Annotated in this window: 22 protein-coding genes; 12 read left to right on the top strand and 10 right to left on the bottom strand. The window is 67.6% G+C overall.

Annotated elements, in window-relative coordinates:
* Nucleotides 1–16: 16 nt before the first annotated feature.
* The 3 genes from KEC57_RS05075 to KEC57_RS05065 all read right to left on the bottom strand — a co-directional run bounded on the left by KEC57_RS05075 (nucleotide 17) and on the right by KEC57_RS05065 (nucleotide 3,682).
* Entirely contained in the window at nucleotides 17–1,492 is a 1,476-nt protein-coding gene (locus KEC57_RS05075; RefSeq protein WP_229383432.1) for a sugar ABC transporter ATP-binding protein, read from the bottom strand.
* 93 nt (nucleotides 1,493–1,585) lie between these two features.
* Complete coding sequence (locus KEC57_RS05070) at nucleotides 1,586–2,578, bottom strand: sugar ABC transporter substrate-binding protein (RefSeq protein ID WP_229383431.1); 993 nt, start codon at nucleotides 2,576–2,578, stop codon at nucleotides 1,586–1,588.
* 63 nt (nucleotides 2,579–2,641) lie between these two features.
* On the bottom strand, nucleotides 2,642–3,682 hold the full coding sequence (locus KEC57_RS05065) for an ABC transporter permease (RefSeq protein ID WP_229383430.1): 1,041 nt from the start codon (nucleotides 3,680–3,682) through the stop codon (nucleotides 2,642–2,644).
* Between the two features lie 252 nt (nucleotides 3,683–3,934).
* Here KEC57_RS05065 and KEC57_RS05060 point away from each other — a divergent pair, with 252 nt between their 5' ends.
* Entirely contained in the window at nucleotides 3,935–4,411 is a 477-nt protein-coding gene (locus tag KEC57_RS05060) for a heme-binding protein (RefSeq protein WP_229383429.1), read from the top strand.
* A gap of 79 nt (nucleotides 4,412–4,490) precedes the next feature.
* Here KEC57_RS05060 and KEC57_RS05055 read toward each other — a convergent pair whose 3' ends face one another.
* Genes KEC57_RS05055 through KEC57_RS05035 form a run of 5 tightly spaced genes read right to left on the bottom strand, consistent with a single transcriptional unit; the run spans nucleotide 4,491 to nucleotide 9,559 of the window.
* Complete coding sequence (locus tag KEC57_RS05055) at nucleotides 4,491–5,345, bottom strand: sugar phosphate isomerase/epimerase family protein (protein ID WP_229383428.1); 855 nt, start codon at nucleotides 5,343–5,345, stop codon at nucleotides 4,491–4,493.
* Complete coding sequence (iolG, locus tag KEC57_RS05050) at nucleotides 5,342–6,352, bottom strand: inositol 2-dehydrogenase (protein WP_229383427.1); 1,011 nt, start codon at nucleotides 6,350–6,352, stop codon at nucleotides 5,342–5,344. Before iolG ends, KEC57_RS05055 begins: the two co-directional genes overlap by 4 nt.
* A gap of 38 nt (nucleotides 6,353–6,390) precedes the next feature.
* A complete protein-coding gene (locus KEC57_RS05045; protein ID WP_229383426.1) occupies nucleotides 6,391–7,443 on the bottom strand; it encodes a Gfo/Idh/MocA family protein in 1,053 nt (350 codons plus the stop codon).
* 5 nt (nucleotides 7,444–7,448) lie between these two features.
* The gene (locus KEC57_RS05040; protein ID WP_229383425.1) at nucleotides 7,449–8,345 is read right to left on the bottom strand and encodes a sugar phosphate isomerase/epimerase family protein; all 897 of its coding nucleotides are present in this window, start codon (nucleotides 8,343–8,345) and stop codon (nucleotides 7,449–7,451) included.
* Entirely contained in the window at nucleotides 8,342–9,559 is a 1,218-nt protein-coding gene (locus tag KEC57_RS05035; protein WP_229383424.1) for a Gfo/Idh/MocA family protein, read from the bottom strand. Before KEC57_RS05035 ends, KEC57_RS05040 begins: the two co-directional genes overlap by 4 nt.
* Before the next feature lie 257 nt (nucleotides 9,560–9,816).
* Between KEC57_RS05035 and KEC57_RS05030 the strand changes: the two genes are divergently transcribed.
* From KEC57_RS05030 to KEC57_RS04995, 8 genes are all read left to right on the top strand, one after another.
* Entirely contained in the window at nucleotides 9,817–10,848 is a 1,032-nt protein-coding gene (locus KEC57_RS05030) for a LacI family DNA-binding transcriptional regulator (RefSeq protein ID WP_229383423.1), read from the top strand.
* Between the two features lie 155 nt (nucleotides 10,849–11,003).
* A complete protein-coding gene (locus KEC57_RS19060; RefSeq protein WP_229383422.1) occupies nucleotides 11,004–12,527 on the top strand; it encodes a sugar ABC transporter ATP-binding protein in 1,524 nt (507 codons plus the stop codon).
* A complete protein-coding gene (locus KEC57_RS05020) occupies nucleotides 12,524–13,549 on the top strand; it encodes an ABC transporter permease (RefSeq protein WP_229383421.1) in 1,026 nt (341 codons plus the stop codon). The genes KEC57_RS19060 and KEC57_RS05020 overlap by 4 nt, the downstream gene beginning before the upstream one ends.
* 8 nt (nucleotides 13,550–13,557) lie before the next feature.
* Nucleotides 13,558–14,580: an ABC transporter permease gene (locus KEC57_RS05015; RefSeq protein WP_229383420.1), complete on the top strand. Its 1,023-nt coding sequence runs from the start codon at nucleotides 13,558–13,560 to the stop codon at nucleotides 14,578–14,580.
* A 29-nt stretch (nucleotides 14,581–14,609) separates the two neighbouring features.
* Nucleotides 14,610–15,590 carry a sugar ABC transporter substrate-binding protein gene (locus KEC57_RS05010; RefSeq protein WP_229383419.1) on the top strand — a complete coding sequence of 327 codons (981 nt, stop codon included), beginning with the start codon at nucleotides 14,610–14,612 and terminating at the stop codon, nucleotides 15,588–15,590.
* 137 nt (nucleotides 15,591–15,727) lie between these two features.
* Nucleotides 15,728–16,594: a 5-deoxy-glucuronate isomerase gene (iolB, locus tag KEC57_RS05005; protein WP_229383418.1), complete on the top strand. Its 867-nt coding sequence runs from the start codon at nucleotides 15,728–15,730 to the stop codon at nucleotides 16,592–16,594.
* A gap of 4 nt (nucleotides 16,595–16,598) precedes the next feature.
* Nucleotides 16,599–18,479: a 3D-(3,5/4)-trihydroxycyclohexane-1,2-dione acylhydrolase (decyclizing) gene (iolD, locus tag KEC57_RS05000; RefSeq protein WP_229383417.1), complete on the top strand. Its 1,881-nt coding sequence runs from the start codon at nucleotides 16,599–16,601 to the stop codon at nucleotides 18,477–18,479.
* Between the two features lie 68 nt (nucleotides 18,480–18,547).
* Nucleotides 18,548–20,023 carry an NAD-dependent succinate-semialdehyde dehydrogenase gene (locus KEC57_RS04995; RefSeq protein ID WP_229383416.1) on the top strand — a complete coding sequence of 492 codons (1,476 nt, stop codon included), beginning with the start codon at nucleotides 18,548–18,550 and terminating at the stop codon, nucleotides 20,021–20,023.
* A gap of 58 nt (nucleotides 20,024–20,081) precedes the next feature.
* Here KEC57_RS04995 and KEC57_RS04990 read toward each other — a convergent pair whose 3' ends face one another.
* A complete protein-coding gene (locus KEC57_RS04990; protein ID WP_229383415.1) occupies nucleotides 20,082–20,822 on the bottom strand; it encodes an IclR family transcriptional regulator in 741 nt (246 codons plus the stop codon).
* Nucleotides 20,819–21,604 carry an IclR family transcriptional regulator gene (locus tag KEC57_RS04985; protein ID WP_229383414.1) on the bottom strand — a complete coding sequence of 262 codons (786 nt, stop codon included), beginning with the start codon at nucleotides 21,602–21,604 and terminating at the stop codon, nucleotides 20,819–20,821. Before KEC57_RS04985 ends, KEC57_RS04990 begins: the two co-directional genes overlap by 4 nt.
* Before the next feature lie 120 nt (nucleotides 21,605–21,724).
* Here KEC57_RS04985 and KEC57_RS04980 point away from each other — a divergent pair, with 120 nt between their 5' ends.
* Genes KEC57_RS04980 through KEC57_RS04970 form a run of 3 tightly spaced genes read left to right on the top strand, consistent with a single transcriptional unit; the run spans nucleotide 21,725 to nucleotide 24,567 of the window.
* Complete coding sequence (locus KEC57_RS04980; protein WP_229383413.1) at nucleotides 21,725–22,624, top strand: transketolase; 900 nt, start codon at nucleotides 21,725–21,727, stop codon at nucleotides 22,622–22,624.
* Nucleotides 22,621–23,556 carry a transketolase family protein gene (locus KEC57_RS04975; RefSeq protein ID WP_229383412.1) on the top strand — a complete coding sequence of 312 codons (936 nt, stop codon included), beginning with the start codon at nucleotides 22,621–22,623 and terminating at the stop codon, nucleotides 23,554–23,556. The genes KEC57_RS04980 and KEC57_RS04975 overlap by 4 nt, the downstream gene beginning before the upstream one ends.
* Nucleotides 23,557–23,559: 3 nt before the next feature.
* Nucleotides 23,560–24,567, top strand: a complete 1,008-nt coding sequence (locus KEC57_RS04970; RefSeq protein ID WP_229383411.1) for a 1-phosphofructokinase family hexose kinase — start codon at nucleotides 23,560–23,562, stop codon at nucleotides 24,565–24,567.
* Nucleotides 24,568–24,626 lie beyond the last annotated feature (59 nt).

Below are 24,626 nucleotides of genomic sequence, written 5' to 3'. Positions count from 1 at the left end.
GTGCACCGAGGGCTCCCTACGCCGCAGAGATGCGCTCCACCAACTGGTCGTGGTCGATCTGGTCGCGGCGCAAGACGCTCGTGATACGCCCGTGGTCCACGATCGCCACGGTGTGCGCCAGCGCAAGCAACTCGTCGAGGTCGTCCGAGATGACGATCACGGCGGTGCCGGCGGCGGCAGCATCCCGGATGAGGGCGTGAATCTGCGCCTTCGCTCCGACGTCGACGCCCGCGGTGGGCTGGTCGGTGATCAGCACCTTCGGCCGGGCGAGCAGTGCTCGGCCGATCAGCAGCTTCTGCTGGTTTCCGCCGGAGAAGCCGGAGCCCAGAAGCTGAGGCAGAGGAGGGTGCACCTGCAGTTCCTCGATGCGTTCCTGAGCGATTCGACGAGCTGCGCCGATGCGGACGATGCCACCGGGGGCGAGCGACGAATCGAGCGCCCGCAGAAGCAGGTTCTCCTGCGCGGTCGCGCTCGCGATGATGCCGTCCGACTTGCGGTCTTCGGGAACGAGCACGACTCCCGCGGCGGCCGCAGCGCGCGGTGAGCGGAATGCGGCGCGGCGTCCGCCGACCTCGAGTCGACCCTGGCGTATGCGCGCAGCCCCCGAAAGCGCGCGAGCCAGGCGCGTGCGCCCGGAACCGACGAGGCCGGCGATGGCGAAAATCTCTCCCTCGCGCAGGTCGATATCGATGTCGGTGAAACCCGGTGCGCTGATGGATTCGGCGCGGAGCGCGATGGCGGATGCGCGCGGCGGCACGTCCCGTGCCGAGAACTCGTCTTCGAGCAACGCCCTGCTGAGCAGCGCACGGACGAGGGAGTCGCGGGTGAACGTCGCTGTGTCGGCTGTGGTCACGACCGCGCCGTTTCGAAGGACGGTAAGACGGGACGTGACATCGAGAACATCTTCCAGAAAGTGCGAGATGTAGACCACGGAGGTGCCGTGGGAGGCCAGTTCGCGCGTGAGTGCGTGCAGCTGATCTCGCTCGGGGCCGGACAGTCGCGCAGTCGGCTCATCCAGGACGAGCACCTTCGCATTCCGCGCGAGCGCCTTGGCGATCTCCACCATCTGCTGCGTCCCGGCACCGAGTGAGCCGACCAGACGGTTCAGCGGTAGTGCGCTCAGGGCCGAGGAACGGGAGATCACCTCTCGGGCGAGGTCCTCGCTGCGGCTTCGGTCATAACCCACGCGCCCCGGCTCGATGCCGAGAACGATGTTCTCGGCGACCGTCATCGACGGGATGAGGCTCAGTTCCTGATAGATGACTGCGATCCCCGCGGCAAGCGCCGCACGGGGGGTCGACATGACGATGCTCTCGTCGTCGATCTCGATCGTGCCCCCGTGGTCGGGGTAGACCCCGCCGAGCACCTTCATGAGTGTCGACTTGCCTGCGCCGTTCTGACCGACCAGGCCGTGGATCTCTCCGGGAGCGAGTTCCAGGCTCACTCGGTCAAGGACCGTCGCCGGTCCGAAGGACTTGCTGATCTCCCTCATGCGCAAGCGGTGCGCCGAAGCTGCATGTGTCATCCGTGTCGCCCTTTCCTGGCGTTCGGCAGAGCCGGGGCCGCAGACCCCGGCTCTGAGTGATCAGCTGCGCCAGGTCGTGTCGAAGTCGGCGACGTTGTCCTGCGTGACCAGCGGGAGGTCGATGTACTGCGTCGGGCGCTGGACCGCATCCTGGTTGCCGGTGAGCCAGTTGAAGGCGGCCTCCACCGCCGACGAGCCCTGCAGGGCGCCGTCCTGATTGACCGTTCCGAAGATCTGCCCGGCCACGATCGCGTCGCGCACCTGGATCGGATAGTCGTTGGCGATGAATGCCACATCGTCCCGGCCGATGCTCGCGGCGTACTCGGCTCCCACGTACAGCTGCCCGCCCTGCGCGACGATCGCGTCGAGCTGTCCTGCCGGGTACTTGGCCAGCAGATCCTGCACGACAGCGAGATTCTCGTCGCTGGTGAAGTTGTCGGTCACCGTTGCGACGATCTCGTACTCGGGCCATTCGCCCAGCGTCTCGGTGAAGCCCTCGGTGCGGACGGTCGAGATGGGGTTGCCGACCGCGCCCTGGATCAGGGCGACCGCGCCTCCGTCGGGAACCGCCTCCTTGACCAGCTCGGCCGCCCCGACGCCCATCTGCGACTGATCAGCGCCCACGAAGCTGACCACCTCGGCGCCGTCGCCGACGTTCGCGTTCACCGCGAAGACGGCGATGCCCGCCTCGGTCGCCTGGTTGACGGCCGGGACGATGCCGTCGGCGTCCGCGGCTTGGATGATGATCGCGTCGACACCCTTCGCAACCGCATCCTGCACCTGTGCGATCTGTGCAGCGTTGTCGTAGTTCGCGTTCGAGACGGTCAGGTCGATGTCGAGCTCGTCGGCCTTGCTCTCTGCGCCCGAGACCAGCGTCGCGACCCAGGGGTTGGTGGTGTCGAAGGCGAGCAGAGCGATCGACAACGAGCCGTCATCGTCGCCTGTGGCGGAGGCATCCGAGCTGCACGCGGTCAGTGCGCCGGCGGCGAGCCCCAGCGTGATGGCGGCAGCGGCGAAAGTGCCGGCACGGCGGGTGCGTGAAGTCAACGACATTGTTCATTCCATTCTTTGAAGTGAGCTGTGGGGGTGCACAAGGATGCGCGGGATCGGGTCGAGTCAGCGCAGCTGACGCCCGGAGGTGGTCCGGTCGACGATCACGGCGATGAGGATCACCAGACCGCTGACCGCCGGCTGCCAATACGGCGAGATGCCCAATTGATTGAGGGCGTTCGAGACGACGCCCAGGATCAGCGCGGCGGCGATGACGTTGGACACGCGCCCGACTCCGCCGGAGAGCGACGTGCCGCCGATGACGCAGATGGCGATGGCGTTGAGCGGCCAGGCGGTGCCGGCGGAAGGCTGACCCACGGCGCTCTGGCTGAGGAGCATGACTGCGGCGATCGCCACTGCGAGTCCGCCGAACGTGAAGGCGGCGACGCGAACGAGGCTGGTCGGCACGCCGGAGAGATACGACGCGCTGGCGTTCGCTCCGGTGGCGAAGATCCAGTGGCCGAGCTTGGTGCGCCGAAGGGTGAGGTGCGTGATCGCGGCGAAGGACAGGAAGATGACGAACAGCCACGGGACGCCCATGATCTTGCCGAACGCGATGCCGGTGAGAAAGCCGATGTCGCCCTGCGCGGGAGCGGCGTTGGTCAGAACCAGCGTGACACCGGTGATGACGCTGCCCACGGCCAGGGTCGATATGAACGAGTTGATGCCCAGCTTCGCGACGATCAGGCCGTTCAGAACACCGACGATGAGTCCGATCACGATGCCGGCGAGTATGGCGGGAACGATGCCGATCACCCCGGACAGGAAGGCGACGGTCACGACGATCAGACCGCCGGATGCTCCGACGGACATGTCGAAACCGCCCGAGATCATCACGACGAGCATTCCGCAAGCGACCACGCCGATGACCGCGTTCTGCGACAGCACGTTCTGGAGATTGACCAGCGATCGGAATGTCGGCGAGGCGATGCACATCGCCAGCACCAGGCCGGCGAGACCGAACCATAGGGCGTTGTGAATCGCGAATGACCGGATGCGGCCGAGCGCCGTCGGGCTCGCGGTCGGCCGCACCCGCACCACAGCTGTCGCTGGAGGTTCGGCTGTTGCCTGAACCATCGAGTCGGTGTTCTCGCCATTGAGGGCCACGGCTTCTCCTCGCTCATCCGTTCGGGAGCGACTGTAACGCATGTCCTACAGAACAGACAAATCGTCTGCTGTGTGGAAATATAGGCGGCATCCCTCGAATACTCGCGGCGGCATGCCATGGGGAGCTGCACGGCCTGGGCCGACTCCGGGGCAGTCGCCCCCGTCGACGTCGAGGTCGACGCCGCTCCGCCGATTCATGCGGCGCCGAGCTTCACCCCGCACCCCTGATCGATCCATACGAAGAGGAGTCCCATGCCTGACAACGCCGACATCCGCGACGTGCTCGCCGACCTGGACGCGACACCCAATCCGCAGTTCGACTCGTTCTCCAACGACGACGCGGTAGAGCTGGGACTCCTCGCAGTCGAGCTCATCAAGCAACGGGGATTGAACCTCGCCGTGGACATCACGGTGGGCGAGGACCTCGTGTTCCGGGCAAAGCTCGGATCGACGGGACCCGGCAACGATCCGTGGCTCGCGGGCAAGGCGGCGACCGCGCGCGAGTACGGCGTGCCCTCGCTGCTCGTGCGGCTGAGATTCGAAGAAGAGGGCGTCGACTTCGTAGAGCGAGAGGTGGAAGGGGTGACCCTGCGCGCGGCCGGCGGCGCGATCCCGCTCATGGTCGGCGATGCGGTCGTGGGAACCCTGACCATGTCGGGCGAGCCGGACGTCGTCGATCACGCGACGGCTGCCGAGGCGATAGAGCTCTACGCCCGAGGCCGAGCCTGACCTGGTCCCTGAGCAAAAAGCGTGAGCCGAGACCCTGTTCGGGTCTCGGCTCACGCTTACCGGTCTCACCGGGCGGCTGTCAGGACTCCGCCCGCGCGAACGTCTCGAGCGTCGAGTCGTGCGCGGCCGTCAGGGCATCGACGAGCGACCGCTGACGATGCTCGGCGGAGATGATCTCCACTCCCCACGGGCCGTCGAAGCCGACCTCTCGCATCGCGCGGATGAACCCTTCGACGTCCTGATCGCCGCGACCGATCAACCGCCGATTGTGGATCGTGTCCTCGAAGAGCGTGCCCGAGATGTCGGTCGCAGCATCGCTGAGCTCGACGCCGAAGACGATGCCGGCATCGAGCGACGCCACCAGTTCGGGCAGCGTGGTGTCGGCGCGGAAGACGTGCCAGTAGTCGACCAGGAGCCCGGCGGCCGGGTGCGCGACCGCGCGGATCAGCTCCGCTCCCTTCGGGATCGTCCCCACGAGCCCGAAGGGCAGGGGTTCGAGTGCGACCCGGGCGCCGACGGCGGCCGCTTCATCGGCGAGCCGGCGAAGCGGTTCGACGAGAGGCGTGATGTCGTCGAGCGGGGTCTCGATCGCGGCGCCGATCTTGATGAACTCGGCCTTCAGCTGCGTCGAGGCATCCAGCAGCAGCTCCCACGTGCCCCGCCACTTCAGGTCGGAGCGCCACCATCCCGAGGCCAGCTCGACCTCGACATGGCGAAGTCCCACGTCATCGATCAAGGACCGCAGGGCCGCGAACCCGATGGTGTCGCGCACGTGCCGGAGGTCGTCCTGACCGAGTCCGATTCCCACCCACCCGGCATCGGCGATGGCGCGCACCCGCTCCTCGATCGGGAACGGGCTCACCTCGGGCACGTCCAGCGGAGCCACATCGCCGGCACTCGTCCAGCACGTGGCGACGAGTTCGGGCGTGCTCATGCGCTCAGGTCCACGGCGACGGTGATGTTCTCCTTGGCCGACAGGAGAGCGGCATCGGCGAGGATCAGTGCGGCGCGACCGTCTTCGAATCCGGGAGTACGGTCCTCGCCGCCGCGCAGCGCCTCGACGAATGCCGCGAGCTCGAGCCGGTACGCGTCGGTGTAGCGCACGATGTTGCCGTAGATCTCGGAACCGGTGTCGATTCCCGCCGACGTGGAGGACCGCACGTTCGACGGCCCGATGTTGCCGACCTGCAGCAGCCCCTCGTCGCCGAACGCCTCGAGGCGCTGGTCGTAGCCGTACACGCTGTGCCGCGAGTTGGTGATCGTCACGAACTCTCCGTCGGCGCCCCGGAGCACCACGACAGCGGAGTCGTAGTCGTCGGCATCCGCGATCATCCCGCTGAACTGGTTCCCGCCGTGGGCGGTGACCTCCACGATGTTCGGCACGAAGAAGCGGGCCATGTCGAAGTCGTGGATCGTCATGTCGCGGAAGATTCCCCCCGAGACGGCGACATACGCCGCGGGCGGAGGCTCGGGGTCGCGGCTCGTGATGATCAGCTGCTCCAGTGCGCCGATCTCGCCGGCGCTCACGCGTCGGTGCAGCTCCGCGAAATGAGGATCGAATCGGCGGTTGAACCCGAGGGAGATGAGAGTGGATGCCGCGCGCGCCTTTTCGCGGAGGGCATCCACCCGCAGGATGTCGAGGTCGATGGGCTTCTCGCACAGCACCGGCACGCCGGCGTCGATGGCGAGGTCGATCAGGTCGACGTGCGTCGGTGTCGGCGCCGCGATGACCACGGCGTCCACGTCGCCTGATGAGATGACGTCTCTCGGGTCGGCGGTGACGTGCACGCCGCCGAAGAGCTGCGCGGTCGCCTCGGCACCCTCGATGAACGGGTCGCACACCCATTGGAGGGTCGTCTCCGGAAGCGCAGCGATGCTGGCCGCGTGTACTTTGCCGATGCGGCCCGTGCCGATGAGGCCGATTTTCGCGGGGGAGGTCATGGGTTTTCCTTTTCGATGGATGAAGGGATGCCGGTGGGTCAGAACAGATCGACGGTCTCGCCCGTGCGCCGGGACTCGTCTGCGGCGAGGGCGATGCGAATGGCGGCGAGGCCTTCGCGGGGCGGGGTGAGATTCTCACCCGTTCCCTTCGCCACGTCGATGAAAGCGGAGATCTCGGCGCGGAATGCGCGCTCGAACCTCTCGATGAACTGCTGATAGGGCGCCGCCGGTGCGGAGGCGTCGGGCTCGGTCGAGGTCATCGGAGTGCGCTCCTCGAGGCCTGCGCCGTAGGAGTTGAGCGATCCGAACACCTCGAGGCGGGAATCCTGCCCCGCGCCGTTGCGACGCAGCCCGCTGACGGTCGCGACGGCTCCCGATTCCAGGGTCAACACCGCCAGCGCCGAGTCGACGTCTCCGTACTCGGCGTGCGCCGGGGCATCCAGCACCGACCCGGTGGCCCAGACGCTCTTGACGCGCTGCCCGCTCACCCACGGAATCATGTCGAAGTCGTGGATCAGCATGTCGAGCCAGATGCCGCCCGACACGGGGATGTACGCCGTCGAGAGCGGGAGGCGATCGTGGTTGGTCGCCGTGATCGCCCGGACGGTTCCCGCCTCGCCCGCCTGAATGAGACGGTGCAGTTCCTGATGCGCGGGATCGTAGCGTCGATGGAAGGCGACCATCACCTCGGTGCCGAGGTCGTCGAGTTCATCCGCGAGCCGCTCGAGCTCACCGAGGTCGAGCGCGAGCGGCTTCTCCACGAGCGCGGGCACTCCGGCCCGAGCAGCGCTTCGGGTCAGTTCGGGATGAGTGCTCGTGATCGTGGAGATGATCACACCGTCGAGCGCTTCGATCTCGGCGTCCCACCCGGCACCGATCCGAACGTCCGCGGTGCGCCCGCGCGGAGCGAACTCGCCGGCGACCTCGACCGGTGCGTCGGGGGCGAGCGCCTCTTCGAGGAGGACCTGCGCCGGCTTCAGCCGAGAGCTGTCGCGGCTGAGCAGGACGACCTCGCTCACGCCCTCGGACTGCGCCAGATTGCGAGCGTGCATCATCCCGATCCGGCCGAGGCCGGCGACACCGACACGCATCCGCGTCAGCCTTCGCCGTCGAGTTCGTCCAGGACGGCTCGCAGGAACGTGACACTCGCGCGCGCATCCTCGATCGGTCCCTTTCCGGCGCCCGGCTCGTCGAATACGACCTTGTCCTGCTCGAGGACGAACCAGCCGGTGTACCCGGAGTCGACGAGGCTCTTCACGATCGCCTTGACGTCCACGTCGCCCTGCCCGAGCGGCCGGTAGAGGCTGTCGGCCACGATGGCATCGAAGTAGCTGATCTCGCCGTCCTTGACGCGGTGCATCCCGGCGAGCGACACGTCCTTGAGGTGGGTGTGGGCGATCCGGTCGGCGTTGTCACGGGCGAAGGCGACGGGATCCGTGCCGCCGATCATGAGGTGACCGGTGTCGAAGCAGAACAGCGCGGACGAGCCGTCCACGACGCGCTGCACGTCGGATGCGGTCTCGACGACCGTACCCACGTGCGGGTGCAGCGCAGCGGTCACGCCGCGGGACGCGGCCAGCTCGCGGATGGCGTCGAGGTTCTGGAACAACGTCGCCCACTGCTGCTCGGTCAGCTCCTCGCGCTGGACGTCATAGCCGTCCTGGCCGGTCACCGCAGCGACCACCAGGACGTCTGCGCCGGCAGCCTCGTAGTCGTCGAGCTCTCGGGCGAGCCGGGGGAGCGGGTCGCTGTCGGCGTCGTGGAGGACGACGGGCACGAAGCTGCCGATGGCGGAGAGCCCGAACTTCGCGAGTTCCGTCGCCTTCGCCGCGGGCTCGGGCGGAAGGAATCCGTCGGGTCCGAGTTCTGTCGCGGTGTATCCGAGCTCTCGCATCTCACCGAGGACGCGCTCCGGCGTGAACTGGTAGCCCCAATCGGGAACTTCGCTGATCCCCCAGCTGATGGGTGCGCCTGCGATCTTGGGAACGCTCATCGGACTACCTCCGTGACTCGGGTGTTGCCTGTGTGGCCGGGGATGACGGGTAGTGCGACCCATTCTCCGGTGATCGCGGACTCTTCTGCAGCGGTGAGTACCTGGGCCGAGGCGAGCGCGTCGTGGATGTTGGAGTTCTCGGACGATTCCCCGAGCACGGCGAGGAGGAACTTCTTCGCCTCGATCGTCTTCAGGTCGTCGTAGCCCATCGGGGTGCCGGACCCGGGCTGGAAGCGGGCGTACTCGGGGAAGGTGTCATCGGCGACGAGGCGGGTGTAGCCGACGCGCCCGCCGGCACCTCGGGTGGCGAGTTCGAGGTCGTTGAGGTGCTCGAAGTTCCAGCGGAGGGAGCCCTCGGTGCCGAAGATCTCGAGTGCGTACTCCGCCTTCGGTCCGACCGCGATCCATGAGGCGTCCAGCGTGCCGAGGGCGCCCGACGCGAGAGCCGAATCGTCGAAGCGGATGAGCATGTTGGCGTAGTCCTCGTTCTCGACCGGGAGCTTCCGACCCGCGTCCGGGCTGCCCGGCAGTGCGGGACGCTCGGTGATGTAGGTGCCGGTGGTCGCGGTGACGGAGCCGATCGGGCCGAGCAGGAACTGCACGAGGTCCACGAGGTGACCCATGAGGTCGCCCAGCACTCCGCTTCCTCCGAGTTCGCGGATGAATCGCCACGCGAGAGGCGCTTCGGGGTCGGCGTTGAAGCCGCCGAAGAAGCGGCCGCGAACGTTGGTGATGGTCCCGAGCGAGCCGTCGAGGATCAGCTGGCGGGCCAGCTGGATCGCGGGCGGCTGCCGATAGTTGAACCCGATGGATGTCGCGACCCCCGCCGCGATCGCGGCGTCGCGCACGGCGGCGGTGTCGACCGCGGAGCGCCCGACGGGCTTTTCGATCCAGAACGGCTTTCCGGCCTGGGCCGCCGCGATCCCGATCTCGGCGTGCAGGAAGTTCGGAGCGCAGATCGAGACGACGTCGACCTCGGGGTCGGCGAGGACGGCGCGATAGTCGGCGCTCGCGCGCTCGTAGCCGAGCACATCGCGAGCGAAGTCGCGCCCTGCTTCGGCGGTGTCTGCGGCGTGTACGAGCCGGGGCGCGATGCCCAGCTCGGGATACACGATCGGAAGGTTGCTGTAAGCGCGGCTGTGGAGCCGCCCCATCCAGCCGACGCTGACAAGACCGATGCCGATCGAGCGTGCGGACGTGGGGGAGTCGGTCATGTCGTCTCCTGGCTGAGTTGCGAACGCCGTTGCTGCGCAGCCGCAGGGTGACGGAGAACCGCGTGCGTTCTCTGCGCAACACTGCGCCCACCAACCGTGTTCTCTGGTCTGGACCGGTCCAAAATATGCCGCGGCGACCACCGCTGTCAAGTGCAGATCACGAAGCCGCATGCGAATTCGAGGCGCCGTAAAACGGGATCGGGACCGGTCCAGGCCCGTTCCGCTAGTCTGACTCCGGCAGATAGGTGGTACAGAGATTGCCCAGCAACGGCGCGAACGCGGGGCCCAAGCGGCCCACGATCAGGGATGTCGCCGCGGCAGCGGGGGTATCGAAGTCCTTGGTCTCACTCGTCTTCAGCAACCCCGACAGCGTGAGCGCTGTCCGGCGGGAGCGCGTGCTCGCCGCCGCCGCCACGCTCGACTTCCGCCCGAACTGGGTGGCGAGGTCCCTTGCCGCCGATGACGGCAACTTCATCGGCATCCTCGTGGCCGACCTTCACAACCCCGTCCTCGCCGAGGTGGTCGACGCCGCCCGACTCGAGCTCGCGCGAGCAGGACGCTTCAGCCTGATGACCAGCGCCGTCCTTCCCAGTGACGGCGGCGTCGCCCAGCTCGACACCCGCATCCTCGCCGCGTTCGGCGACCTGAGGCCGAGCAGCGTCCTCCTGGTCGGGTCGGTGCCCGAGATGGCATCCCTGTCGCAGCTCGCGTACCAGCTCCCCATCGTGGTCGCGAGCGCGATCGCCGAGGATCTTCCTCTGGCGCGCTCGGTGCGAAGCAACGAGATGCTCGGGATGGCGCTGGTCGTCGATCACCTGGTCGAGCAGGGCCATTCCCGGATCGCCCATATCGGAGGCCTCGGCGGTCCGGTCTCGACGAAGCGGGCCGAGGCCTATCGAGCGGCGATGAAGGCGCACGGACTCGACGCCGAGGTGCGCGTCGAGAGCGCGGACTTCAGCGAGGCGAGCGGCTATACGGCCGCCCGGAACCTCTTGACCCGGCCGGGACAGAAACCGACCGCCATCACGGCGGTCAACGACCTCGCGGCTCTGGGTGCACTGGCGGCCGCGGACGATCTTCGGCTGTCGGTGCCGGAGGACCTCGCCCTCACCGGCTACGACAACACGTTCCTGGCGGCGTTCCACCGGATCTCGCTCACCTCGATCGATCCCCACAATCGCGAGATCGGTGCGACCGCCGTGAAATTCCTCCTGAACGCCGACCGGGCCGACGAGGAATCCCAGTTGATCGAGCCCCGTCTGGTCGTCCGGCGGTCCAGCCGTCCCTGAGGGCAGATCGTCCTCTGGCACTTGACACTGTCAGCGATGGTCGCCTACGGTTTAGTCACTCCACAAAATGGACCGGTCCAAATTGGGCCGCAGGCGCACAGACGCGCTGCTTTGTCCGAGCAAGCCAGTACAACAACGACGTTTAGGTGGTTACGGTGACAAACGCCGCAGATCCAGCATCCGCTCCGGTCATCCGCGCGGTCGAGGTCGTGAAGCGCTTCGGCGGCGCGATCGCCGTCGATCGGGTCTCTGTCGATGTCCAGCGAGGCGAGATCCACGCGGTCGTGGGCGAGAACGGGGCCGGCAAGTCGACGCTCATGCGCATGCTCGCCGGAGTGCTCACACCGGACGGCGGAGAAGTGCTCGTGGAGGGCGCGCCACTCAGCGGCGGCCCGCGCGCCGCACTCGAAGCGGGTGTCGCGCTCGTGCATCAGGAACTCAGCCTCGTTCCCGAGATGACCGTCGCCGAGAACATCGTCCTGGGCACGACCCCGTCGAATGCAGGATTCATCGACCGACGCGAGATGGCGCGGATCGCCGGCAGCGCGCTGGCGGAGATCGGCGTCGAGGTCGACCTCGACGAGCGCGTCGCGCGGCTCTCGGTGTCGCTGCGCCAATTCGTCGAGATCGCTCGCGCGGTCGCCCGCAAGCCGAAGGTCTTGATCCTCGATGAGCCGACGGCGACCCTCACGCCGGCCGAGACCGATTACCTGCTGGACATGCTTCAGCGGCTGGCGGCTGCGGGAATGGCCATCATCTACATCTCGCACCGCATCCCCGAAGTCTTCCGGATCGGAACGAATGTCACGATCCTCCGCGACGGTCGCCTCGTCACCAGCGGGCGGCTCGACCAGACCACGCCCGGCGCCGTCATCGACGCGATGGTAGGGCGGGAACTCGCCAAGGACTTGGCGATCCGCCGCGAGGCGCACCCCGGCAACGTGGTCCTCGATGCTCGCGGCATCCGCGCCAAGAAGGTCCACGATGTCGACCTCACCGTACGCGAAGGCGAGATCGTAGGACTCGGCGGCCTGGTCGGGGCGGGTCGCACCGAACTGGTCCGCGCCATCGTCGGTGCCGACACGCGAACGGGCGGCACGGTCACGATGACAGCGGGCGACCGCACACGCCGCATCGGCAGCTACCGATCCGCCGTGAACGCGGGCATCGGCTACGTCCCCGAGGAGCGTCGAACGGATGGCGCCGCGCTGACCATGACCGTCATCGACAACGTCGCCCTGCCCAACCGGTGGGAACTGTCCCGGTGGGGAGTCCTCCAGAAGAAGCGCATCGTCGAGTACGTGCGGCAGCTCGCCGGCGACGTCGGTCTCCGACCCCCGAGGATCACCCGCGAGGTCGGGGAGTTCTCGGGCGGCAATCAGCAGAAGGTCGTCATCGCGAAGTGGCTGGGCCGCAATCCCAAGCTGATCATCCTCGACGAGCCCACGCGCGGCGTCGACGTCGGTGCGAAGGCGGAGATCCACCGGCTCGTCCGCGCTCTCGCCGACGACGGCGCGGCGGTGCTGGTCGTGAGCTCGGACCTGCCCGAACTCCTCGAGCTCTCGGATCTGATCCACGTCATCCGTGACGGTCGCATCGTCGGAACGCTTTCCCCGGAGGAAGCGACGGAGAAGTCGGTCATGTCACTGGCATCAGGAGAACGGATGGTAGGCGCATGATGTCGACACCCACCCCCACGCACACCGAGCTGGTGAAGACCGAGGCCACGACGCCGGATGTCACGCCGAGGAAGCCGGGCCTGCGCGCACTCCTCTGGCTGTCCCAGCAGGGAGTGATCGTCTTCACGATCCTGCTGATCCTCGGAGCGGTGATCTTCGTCGACGGATTCGCCTCGTTGGAGAACATCACCGATGTGTTCTACCGCGCGGCTCCCATCGGCATCGTGGCCCTCGGCATGACGTTCGTCGTCGTCAGCGGCAACTACCTCGACCTCTCGGTCGTCGCCCAGGTCGCGACATCCGCCGTGATCCTGATCGGGGTGAGCAACCAGATCGGGCTGATCCCGGCGATCGGGCTCGCCCTGCTGGTGGCCCTCGTCTACGGCCTCGTCAACGGCCTGGCCGTCGGCTTCTTCAAGGCCAACGCCGTGATCGTCACGCTCTCGACGACCTTCATCGGGCTCGGCGTGCTGCGCTGGCTCTCGGGCGGCAGCATCGTGTTCGGCCCCGACGGGGGCCCGATCCGGGCATTCGGCCAGGCCAAGCTCGGACCGATCCCGCTCTCCGCGCTTCTGATGCTCGTGATCGCGGTCATCCTCTGGTTCATCATGAGCCGCACCCCGTTCGGATTCACCGTCCGCGCATTCGGCTCGAACAAGGAGGCGACCAGGCTCGCCGGCGTCGCGACCGGACGAGTGGTCATCGGCGCGTTCCTGATCACGGCGGTCACCGCCACGATCGCGGGATTCGCGCTGGCGGCGTTCTCCAACACCGCGGTGTCGTCCATGTCGGTCGGCTACGACTTCCGGGCGTTGGCCGCGGTGATCATCGGCGGCACGAGCGTCTTCGGCGGCAAGGGGAGCGTGATGCGCACCCTCCTGGGCGTCATCTTCGTCAGCGTGCTCACGAACATCCTCGTCCTGTCCGGCATCGGATTCGGCTTCCAGCAGATGGCCATCGGCGCACTGATCGTCTTCGCCGTCTCCATCGACGTAATCGCACGAAGGGCGGCACAGCGGTGACGCAGACAATGAGGCTGGACACCCAGCCGGTAACCCTGCTCGACCGTGTCCGCGTGTTCATCGCGCGCCGCACGGAGGGCCGCGCAGTCATCCTCCTCGTTCTCGTCGGCACGTTCGCGGCGATCGTCGAGCCCGTCGTCTTCACGTCGTTCCAGGTGACCCTGGGCCGTGTGGCGCTCGTCGGCCTCGTCGCACTGGGCCTGACGGTGGTGATCCTCGTCGGCGAGCTCGACCTGAGCGTGGCGAGCACGCTCGCCGTCTCGGGAGTCGTGATGGCATCCATCCCCGACATCGGGCTCGGCATCGTCGCCGCCCTGGTGACCGGGGTGGTCATCGGACTGATCAACGCGTTCTTCGTGGTCGTCGTCGGAATCAACTCCTTCATCGCGACCCTCGGCATGCTCTTCGCCCTGCGCGGTCTGGCGTTCGTGCTGTCGAACGAGGAACCGGTCCGGCTCACCAACATCGACTTCGGCCTGGCCTTCGGCACTCCGATCCTCGGGCCGCTGACTCCTCGGGTGCTGCTCTTCTTCCTCGCATTCGTCGTGCTGCAGCTGTTCTTGACCCGTGTCAAGTCCGGCCGTGAGTTCTATGCGGTCGGCGGCAATCGTCAGGCGGCGGTGGATGCCGGCATCCCCGTCAAACGACGCCTGGTCACGGCATTCGTGATCTCGGGCTTCGTGGCGGCTCTCGCCGGCGTGATCAACACGCTCGAGCGCACCGCGGCCGACCCGACCGCCGGCTCGACTGTGCTCCTGGCGAGCATCGCGGCCGCCATCATCGGCGGCGTCGCACTCACCGGCGGGCGCGGCTCGATCCTCGGCACCCTGATCGGGGCGTTCGCACTCGGGATGCTGCAGGTCACGCTCACCCTGTCGGGCGTGCAGGTCGACGTGCAGGACATCTTCGTCGGCGTCGTGCTGTTCCTCGCGATCATCACCGATCCGGCGAATCTCCGTGCCGCCATCAACGGGCTCCGGCTGTCCTTCCAAGGGCGCGACAGAGCCCGGCCCCCCGCATCCGCATCCTGACCACCATCACCCGAACGAAAGAGTAGAAAATGCGATCATCTCGAGCACTGACGCTCGTCGGAGCACTCGCCGTGGCCACCCTCGCCTTCACCGGCTGTGGGGCGGGGAGCGACTCGGGCGGCGACGAAGCGTCATACCAGATCTACGCGCTTCTTCCCCAGGGCACCGACCAGCCGTACGGCACGTCGTACCTGCCCGCCATGCAGGCCAAGGCCGATGAACTCGGCATCGAGCTGACCATCACGAACTCGAAGTACGACGCCGATCAGCAGGCGAGCGAGTGCGAGGTCGCCGTCGCCGCGCAGCCGGATCTCATCGTGCTGTGGCCCGCCGTCGGCGACACCGTGCGTCCGTGCCTGGCGGCCGCGCAGGCCGCCGGCATCCCCGTCACGGTCACGAACTCGGACGTCAACCCGGAGGACAAGGATCTGACCGCGGGCTTCTCCGGTCCCGACACCTACGGCCAGGGCGTGGCTTCGGCCGAGATCATGTGCGAGCTCGCCGGTGACGAAGAGGTCGGGATCCTGATGGTGAACGGTCTGACCGGCAACTCGACCGCGACGACGCGCCGTGGCGGGTTCGTCGACACCATCGAGGAGAGCTGCCCCAACGTCACGATCCTCGCCGAGCAGCCGGGCAACTGGAGCAAGGACGACTCGCAGATCGCGGTATCTGAGATGCTGACGTCGGTGGGCGCTGCCAACGTGAAGGGCATCTACGCCGCCGACGACACGATGGTCGCCGGTGCCATCGACGCCCTGAAGGCGCGCGACATCGATCCCGCGTCGCTGTTCATCACGTCGATCGGCAACACCAAGCTGGGCAACCCGCTGGTGATCTCGGGCGAGCTGGACGGAACGATCTTCCAGTCGTCGTCATGGGATGGCGAGAACTCGATGGTCTTCGCAGAGCAGGTGCTCGCGGGCGACGCGGTGGATGACCTGCTGATGCCGTCCATCAAGGTCACTGCCGAGAACGCGAGCGACCCGGACGTCACCCCGGAGTGGTGACGTCCGAGGACTGATTCGGGTGGGCGCCGCTCGCAAGAGCGGCGCCCGTTCCTGATCGACCGAACGTTGCGAAGTTCGCGTCTAGCAGACGCATCGTCCACCTGGTAATATTCAAGACAACAACGAAAGGGTACGCAATGGCGCAGCCTCGCATTTTCAAGGCCGGCGAGTGGGACACCATCACGCCCGAGCTGGCCGGCTGGACGTACGTCAGCTTCTCGGTGAAGCAGTTCGCCGCGGGCGAGACGATCGTCATCGCCGCGGACGACCAGGAGCGATCGTTCACACCGCTCTCGGGCATCGTGACAGCGATCGTCGACGGCGAGGAGATCGTCTTCGGCGGGCGCGCGAGCGTGTTCGACGGACTCGGATACACCCTCTACGTCCCGCGAGACACCGAGGTCACCATCACCTCGGCCGACGGTGCCGAGGTCGCGATCGCCTCGGCTCTCGCGACGACCAAGCACGCGGTGCGACTCGTCACTCCCGACGATCTCGGTGTCGAGGCTCGAGGTGGCGGAAACGCGACCCGTCAGGTCGCGACCCCGATTCCTCCCGGCTTCCCCGCCGACCGGCTGCTCGTCGTCGAGGTGTGGACCCCGGGCGGCAACTGGTCGAGCTTTCCCCCTCACAAGCATGAGCACGATCACGATGGCGAAGCAGAGCTGGAAGAGACGTACTACTACCGTCTGCGCGACCCCGAGAAGGGTTGGGCGGTGCAGCGGGCTTATTCGCCCGAGCGCGACTTCGACCTCGTCGAGACGGTCCGAGACGGCGACATCTGCGTCCTTCCCTGGTCGTACCACACGACGGTCGCCGCGCACGGTCACGACCTCTACTACCTGAACGTGCTCGCCGGGCCGGCGCCCGAGCGCACCCTCCAGGCATTCCAGGACCCCGCGCTCGCACCGCTGCAGAACGAATGGCCCGAGCTCGGTCTCGATGCGCGGGTGCCGTTCATCCCCCGATACCCCGAGACCTCCGCCGCGAGCGAACTGGACTGAAGCAATGACGCAGAACACCTCTCACCCCACCGTCCGCCTCACCGTCGGCCAGGCCGTCGTCCGCTTCCTGCAGGCGCAGTACGTCGAGCGCGATGGCGTCACCGAGAAGTTCTTCGGAGGCGGCTTCGGGATCTTCGGCCACGGCAACGTCGCCGGCCTCGGCCAGGCGATGCTCCAGTACGAGGACGAGTTCCCGTACTACCAGGGCCGCAACGAACAGGGCATGGTGCATATCGGCATCGGCTACGCGAAAATGCGCAACAGGCTCGGCGCGCTCGTGGTGTCGACCTCGATCGGACCCGGCGCGACGAACATGGTGACCGGCGCCGGCACCGCGACGGTCAATCACCTGCCCGTTCTGCTCCTGCCGGCGGACGTGTTCGCCACGCGCGCGACAGGCGCTGTGCTGCAGCAGCAGGAGATGCCCTATTCGATGGATGTGACGGCGAACGACTCGTTCCGTGCCGTGTCGCGCTACTTCGACCGGGTGATGCGTCCCGAGCAGCTCGCCTCCGCGCTGCTGGAGGGAATGCGGGTGCTCACCAGCCCCGCCGACACGGGGGCCGTGACCATCGCGCTGCCCCAGGACGTGCAGGCCGAGGCGTTCGACTTCCCCGAGGAGCTGTTCGCCGACCGGGTCTGGCACGTCGCACGCAATCGCGCCGATCGCGCGGCGATCGGGCGTGCCGCCGAGATCATCAAGGCGTCCCGCAAGCCGGTGATCATCGCCGGTGGCGGCGTCATCTACTCGGACGCGATCGACGAGCTCGTGCAGTTCGCGGATGCGACCGGTATCGGCGTCGGAGTGACGCAGGCCGGAAAGGCCGCCATGCCCCATGAGCACCCGCTCGCCCTGGGCGCGCTGGGCGCGAGCGGCTCGCGCTTCGCCAACGACATCGCCGGTGACGCGGACGTCGTGATCGGCATCGGCACCCGCTACACCGACTTCACGACCGCGTCCAACACGCTCTTCCACAACCCCGACGTGAAGTTCGTCAACATCAACGTGGCTGAGATCGATGCGCTCAAAGAGGCGGCCACCGCGCTCGTCGGAGACGCGCGCGAGACGCTGGGCGACCTGCTCGAGGCACTGGGCGGCTGGAGCGTCGACGACGAGACGCGTGCGGCCGCCGTCGGCAACGCCTCGGAGTGGCGTGCCGAGATCGACCGCATCATCGAGGTCGATGATTCCGGCACCCTGTCTCAGGCGCAGATGCTCGGCATCCTGAACGCCGCGTCGGGCGAGCGCGACGTCATCGTCAACGCCGCCGGATCGATGCCCGGCGACCTGCACCGGCTGTGGCGGCCGGGCTCGAGCAAGGGCTACGACATCGAGTACGGCAACTCCTGCATGGGCTACGAGATCCCGGGAGCCATCGGAAACGCTCTCGCAGACCGCTCGCGCCACGTCTTCGGCCTGATCGGCGACGGCACCTACCTGATGCTCTCGCAGGAGATCCTCACGGCGGTTCAGGAGCACCTGAAGATCACCTTCGTGGTCGTCGACAACTACGGCTACGGGTCGATCGCGGCCCTCTCGGACACCCTCGGATCGCAGACGTTCGGAACACGCTTCAATGAGCGCGGCGACGGCTCTATGCACAACGGCGCCCGCCTCGAAGTGGACTTCGCGGCGAACGCCGCCAGCTATGGGGCCAAGGTCTGGACTGCCGACAACGCCGCGGACTTCACGCGCGCGCTCGAAGAGGCGAAGGCCTACGACGGCACCAGCGTGGTCTACGTGCAGGTGGATGCCCAGGCCCGCTTCGGCGGATCGGGAGCGTGGTGGGATGTGCCGGTGGCGGAGGTCTCCACCCTCGAATCGACGCAGATCGCCCGCAAGGTCTACGAAGACAAGCGCGCCGCGCAGCACCTCTATCTCTGAGTCGCACGGGGAGGCGGACCAGTCGCCTCCCCGGCGCCTTCGCCTGCCTCACCTGTGAAAGAGAACTCATGACGATTCCCTCCGCCGACTCCGTGGCGACCTTCCTCCAGAGCGTTCCGACCGGCCTGATCATCGGCGGGGTGGAGCGCCCCTCGAGCGACGGCGAGTCTTTCGACGTGCGCGATCCGTCCACGAACGCCGTGCTGGCGACCGTGGCGAGTGCGAGCGTCGACGACGCGATCGCGGCGGTCGATGCGGCCGACGCTGCCGCTGCCGACTGGGCGGCCACGCCGCCGCGCGTGCGCGCCACGATCCTCCTGCGCGCGTATCAGCTGATCATCGACGCTGCCGACGATCTGGCGGCGCTCATCACCGCGGAGAACGGAAAGGTCTTCTCCGATGCGCGCGGCGAGGTCGTCTATGCGGCGGAATTCCTGCGCTGGTACTCCGAAGAGGCGGTGCGCATTCCGGGCGCACTGCAGACGGCGCCCTCAGGGGCCAACCGCATCCTGGTCACTCACCGCCCGGTCGGCATCGCCATCCTGGTGACGCCGTGGAACTTCCCCGCCGCGATGGCAACGCGCAAGATCGGTCCCGCATTGGCGGCCGGCTGCACGGTGATCCTGAAACCCGCGAGCGACACTCCTCTCACGGCGCTGGCCCTGGCGACGATCTTCGAGCAGGCCGGCGTGCCCGCCGGGGTCATCAATGTCGTGCCGAGCCGGCGCTCCGGGCCCGTGGTCAGCGCGATGATCCACGACCCCCGCGTCCGCAAGCTCTCCTTCACCGGATCGACCGAGGTGGGAGTGGATCTGATGAGGCTCGCCGCAGACACGGTGCTCAAGACATCGATGGAGCTCGGCGGGAACGCGCCGTTCGTCGTGTTCGACGACGCCGACATCGAGGCGGCCGTCGCCGGAGCGATGATCGCGAAGATGCGCAACGGCGGCGAGGCGTGCACCGCGGCCAACCGCTTCTACGTGCAGGAGGCGGTTGCCGAGCAGTTCAGCGCAGCGCTCGCTGCGCAGATGGGCGCACTTCAGCTCGGCAACGGTCTCGATCCCGAGACGAAGCTCGGGCCCCTCATCAACGAGCGCGCCCGCGAAGACATCCACGGACTGGTCTCCGGCGCCCTCGACGAGGGCGCGACGCTGCTGGTCGGCGGCACGGTGCCCGAGGGGGACGGCTTCTTCTACCCGGCGACGGTGCTCACCGGAGTACGGGCGGATGCCGACATCCTGGCGCACGAGGTGTTCGGCCCCGTCGCCCCGATCGTCACCTTCCGCACCGAGCGGGAGGCGATCGACCTGGCCAACGGCACACCCTTCGGCCTGGTCTCCTACGTGTACAGCGGGGACTTGAGTCGGGCCCTGCGGGTCAGCGAGCAGATCGAATCCGGCATGGTGGGCATCAACCGGGGTCTGGTCTCCGATCCCGCAGCTCCCTTCGGCGGCATGAAGCAGAGCGGCATCGGACGCGAAGGCGGCGCGGAAGGACTCCTGGAGTACATGGAGAGCCAGTACATCGCCGTGTCGTGGGCGTAGCGCCCAGCCGGTCAGCGGATTGACGGCGGCCCCGACGTGAAAGCGCCGGGGCCGCCGTTCACGCGTCGGCGACGTTGCGCTCCAGCTGATCCGCGGAGCGGCGCAGTTCGGCGACGAGTCGATCGCGCTCCGCGGTGATGTCGTCAGCCAGCCCGGCGAGGGACAGTGCGCCGATGACGGCGCCCGAGCCGCTTCTGACGGGAATGCCCACCGCGCCGATCCCGTCGGTGACGTCCTCATCCGAGATCGCGAAGCCGCGCGCGCGGGTGGCCGCGGCATCCGCTCGCAGTTCGGCATCGTCGACCAGGGTCTTCGTCGTGAAGCGCCGGCGGTCGGAGTTCTCGAGGTACGCGTCGATGTCGGCGCTGAAGGCGAGCAGGGTGCGACCGGCCGCACCGGCGTTCAACGGGAGGGTGCGTCCGGGCTTGAGCACGAGCACGCCGATCCCGCGACCCTGCTCCCAGTCCATGCAGACGGCTTCGTCTTTGCGCAGCACAGAGAGGTAGGCCGTCTGACCGGTGCGATCGACGAGGTCGACCAGCACGCCGTGCGCGTCGCGCCATTCGCGCATCGATGCGCGTGCGCGGTCGGCCAGGTGAAGCCACCGCAGGCTCAGCTGTGTTCGTGAATCGGGGAGAGGCTCGGTGAGACCGATCGCGTTCAAGCCGTCGAGGAGACGGTAGACGCTCGGGCGGGGGATCTGCACGCGCTCTGCGATCTCGGCGGGTGTCAGCGGCCCCTGCGTGCTGAGCAGTCCGATCACGTCATCGGCATTGACGAGCACCTTGATGGGTTTCATGCACGCACCCCCTGGATCTGCGCACCGAGCGCTCGGCTCGCCTCGGCCGCCGCGTGCACGGTCGCTTCGGCGACGTCGTTCTCACCGGAGAGGATCTGGTTGCGCAATCCGCTCACCGAGATCGCTCCCTCCAGCTCGCCGCGATGGTTGAAGACCGGCGCCCCGATGCCGGCGATGCCCGGGGTCACGTCCTGGTCCGAGAGCGAGTAGCCGCGATCGCGGACGAGCTGCAAGGTCGACCGCAACGATTTGTCGGACGGGATGGCCTCGCCCTGCCGTCGCCGTTCGGCGAATCGCTTCAGAGTCGCGTCTCGTTCGCCATCGGGGAGGAACGCGAAGAGCGCGAGCGGGGCGGCGCCCCGGAAGAGCGGGAGTGAATCGCCGAGGCGCATCGCGAGCGATTGGACGTCGCGGCCCGCGAGTCGTTCCACGCAGACGGCCGCATCGTTGCGCAGGAAGCAGAGGAAGGTGGTGGCGTTGGTGTGCGAGCGCAGGGCCTCCAGGGCGGGCCGGCACGCATCGCGGACACTGAGCTGGTCCTCGAGCAGGCTGCCGACGCGTACGAAGCGCACGCCGAGCCGGAAGTAGCCCCGACGTGTCGTGGCGTCGACCCAGCCGATGCTCGTCAGCGACGCGAGTAGGCGGTATGTCGAGCTGACGGGTTCGCCGACGTGCGCGGCCAGCGCCTGTGCCGTCTCTTCGCCGAGTTCCTCGAGCGCGGAGATCACGGCGCCGGACTTCTGGAGAATCTCCATTCCGGCGGCGTCAGTGGGCACGGTCATGGCCTCATTCTCATGGGGCGGACGCAAAGAAGTCAATTCAGAAAATATCACGAGGTAGACACGACGTTCGTTGCATGGTAGCTTTGCACTCACTTCCTACAGTCCAAGGCAAGGGGAACAATGTCCATCGTCGAGAACCTCACCGTTGAGTCGGCTGAGCTGGATGCTCTGGCTCGACGCGCGCGCTGGCACATCCTGAACACCGTCGCAATGAGCAAGGCCGGCCACATCGGGGGGCCGCTGTCGGCCACCGACCTGCTGATCGCGCTGTACTTCCGTCAGCTGAACATCGATCCGACCAACCCGTCGGACCCGGATCGCGACCGCTTCATCCTCTCCAAGGGCCACTCGGCGATCGGGCTCTATACGGTGCTCGCGCTGCGCGGCTACTTCCCCGAGGACGAGCTCGCCACCTTCGATCACGGGGACTCCCGTCTGCAGGGCCACCCCGACATGCTCATCACGCCCGGCGTCGACTCGTCCACCGGGTCGCTGGGGCAGGGGCTGTCCGCCGGAGCCGGCATGGCGCTGGCCGCGAAGCGCCTCGGCAAGGACTTCCACACCTGGGTCATGGTCGGCGACGGCGAGATCGAAGAGGGCATGGTGTGGGAGACCGTCATCTCGGCGCCCCGATTCCACCTCGACAACCTGACGCTGATCATCGACCTGAACGGCCTGCAGCAGTACGGATGGCCCGCCGCCGAGAGCGACCGGTTCGATCGCAGCGAACCGATGGGGCACGTCGATCTCGACGCGGTCTTCCGCGGTTTCGGGTGGAACACCCTTTCCATCGACGGCCACGACTGGGACGCGATTCTCGGGGCGTACCAGACGGTCACCGAGGCGCGCGGCGTCTCGGGCAAGCCGACCGTGATCATCGCCAACACCACGAAGGGGCAGGGCATCTCCTTCACCAGCGGCACCTACAAGTGGCACAACGGAATCGCCACGTCCGAGCAACTCGACGTGGCCCGCGCAGAGCTCGTCGCCGAGCTCGCTGAGGAAGGACAGAACCGATGAAGGCTCAACGCGTCGTCTGGGGCGAGACTCTCGCCGAGATCGCTGCCGTCGACCCCACCCTGGTCGTGCTCGACGGCGACCTGGCCACCTCGACCCGCGCCGACATCGTCGCAGACGCGCAGCCCGATGCGTTCATCGAGATCGGCATCGCCGAGCAGAACATGGTCGGCATGGCCTTCGGCATGAGCACCCTCGGCTACCGCCCGTGGCTGTCGACGTTCGGCGTGTTCCTGACGCACCGCGCGATCGATCAGATCCGGATGCTCGTGTCGCAGACCAAAGCGCCGGTGCGGATCGCCGCGGCGTACAGCGGCCTGCTGAACGGCTCGAGCGGCAAGACGCACCAGGACATCGAGGACTTCGCCATCATGCGTGCGATGCCGAACATCACCGTCATCGCACCGGCCGACGAGTACGAGGCCGCCGCCGTGATCCGGTGGGCTGCGGAGCACCCGGGCCCCGTGTACGCGCGCTTCGCGCGAGATGCCGTCACGCCCGTCTTCTCCGAGGACTTCGTCTTCGAGCCGGGCAAGCCGGTCGTCGTGCGCGAGGGCACGGGCATCACGCTCATCTCGACCGGGGTGCAGACATCCCGCACCGTCGACGCGGCGAACCTGCTCGCCCAGGACGGCATCGACGCTCGCGTGATCCACCTCGCGACACTCAAGCCGCTCGACGAGCCGGCACTGCTCGGGCTGATCGGCGATGCCGACCACATCATCACCGTCGAAGAGCACAGCCGCATCGGCGGTCTCGGCGGCCTCGTCGCCGAACTGGTGTCGGCCGGCGGACGCGTGGCCTTGACCCGGATCGGCCTGGACGACCGGTGGTCGGAATCCGCTCCCAACGACTTCCTCCTCGACAAGTACGGACTCTCGCCCGAGCGGGTCGCGGAGAGCGTGAAGGCGAGCCTGTTCGCCACCGCGAGGTGAACCATGTCGCTGACGGCAACCACGGTGCAAGAGATCGCTGAAGGCACGGCAACGCGAACACGCGTCGTCACCCTGACTCCCGCTCCTGCCATCGACCGGGTGTACATGATCGACGGGCTGCAGGCGGGTCGTGTCAATCGCGCGCGTCATATCGAGGCCCACGTCGCGGGCAACGGGGTCAACCTCGCCCGCGACCTGCACGCATCCGGAAACGTGGTGCGGGCCGTGGTTCCGATCAGCTTCGAGGACGCCGCCGCCCTGACCGAGGGTGACGACATCTTTCGCGTGGTGTCGGTTCCCCGAGCCATTCGCGTCAACACGGTGCTCATCGGCGCCGACGGTGTGACGACCAACATCAATCAGGCCGCACACGAACTCACGGGCCTCGACTGGCGCGCCTTGCGCGCAACGGTGGGCTATGAGGCGCTGCGGATCGACGCGGATTGGATCGTGGTGGGCGGCAGCCTGCCCGCCGTGTCTGCGAGCGACGGGATCGACCCCGCGGATCTGTTCGGCGCTGCGCATCTGAACGGCGCCCGGCTCTGTCTCGACTCGCCCGGTGCCGTCGTCGGGGATTGGCTGCGGCGCGGGGCGAAGCTCGATCTCATCTCGCCCAACATCCACGAACTCGAAGAGCTGCACCGCGCTCCGATCCGCACGCTGGGGGAGGCGGTCGACGCGGCACGGCGGGTGGTGGACCGCGGCGTGGGTGCGGTGATGGTGAGTCTCGGACACCTGGGAGCGGTCATGGTGACTCCGACTCAGCAGCTCTGGGCACACACTCCGCCGACGCGCGTCGTGAACACCACCGGAGCGGGGGATGCCGCGCTCGCCGGTCTGATGGCGCAGTGGCATGGCGACGAGGGGTCGTCGTTGGAGCAGGCCATGACCCGTGCGACGCGTTGGGGGCGCGCCGCGGTCGGGCTCATCACGCCGACGATCACCCCGAACGACGTGGAGGACGTCGAGGTCCGCCTCGAGTCACCGCTCCGCAGCCTTTCGCTGCACTGACCCGCGGGTCGGCCACGACTGGGTCCTGCGGGGGTCGGCGTCGCGGTGACGGTGTCGAG

This window comes from Microbacterium allomyrinae (assembly GCF_020682705.1).
GTDB classification, from domain to species: domain Bacteria; phylum Actinomycetota; class Actinomycetes; order Actinomycetales; family Microbacteriaceae; genus Microbacterium; species Microbacterium allomyrinae.
Note: the sequence above shows the minus strand (reverse complement) of the source record. Positions and strands in the feature narration are given on the sequence as shown.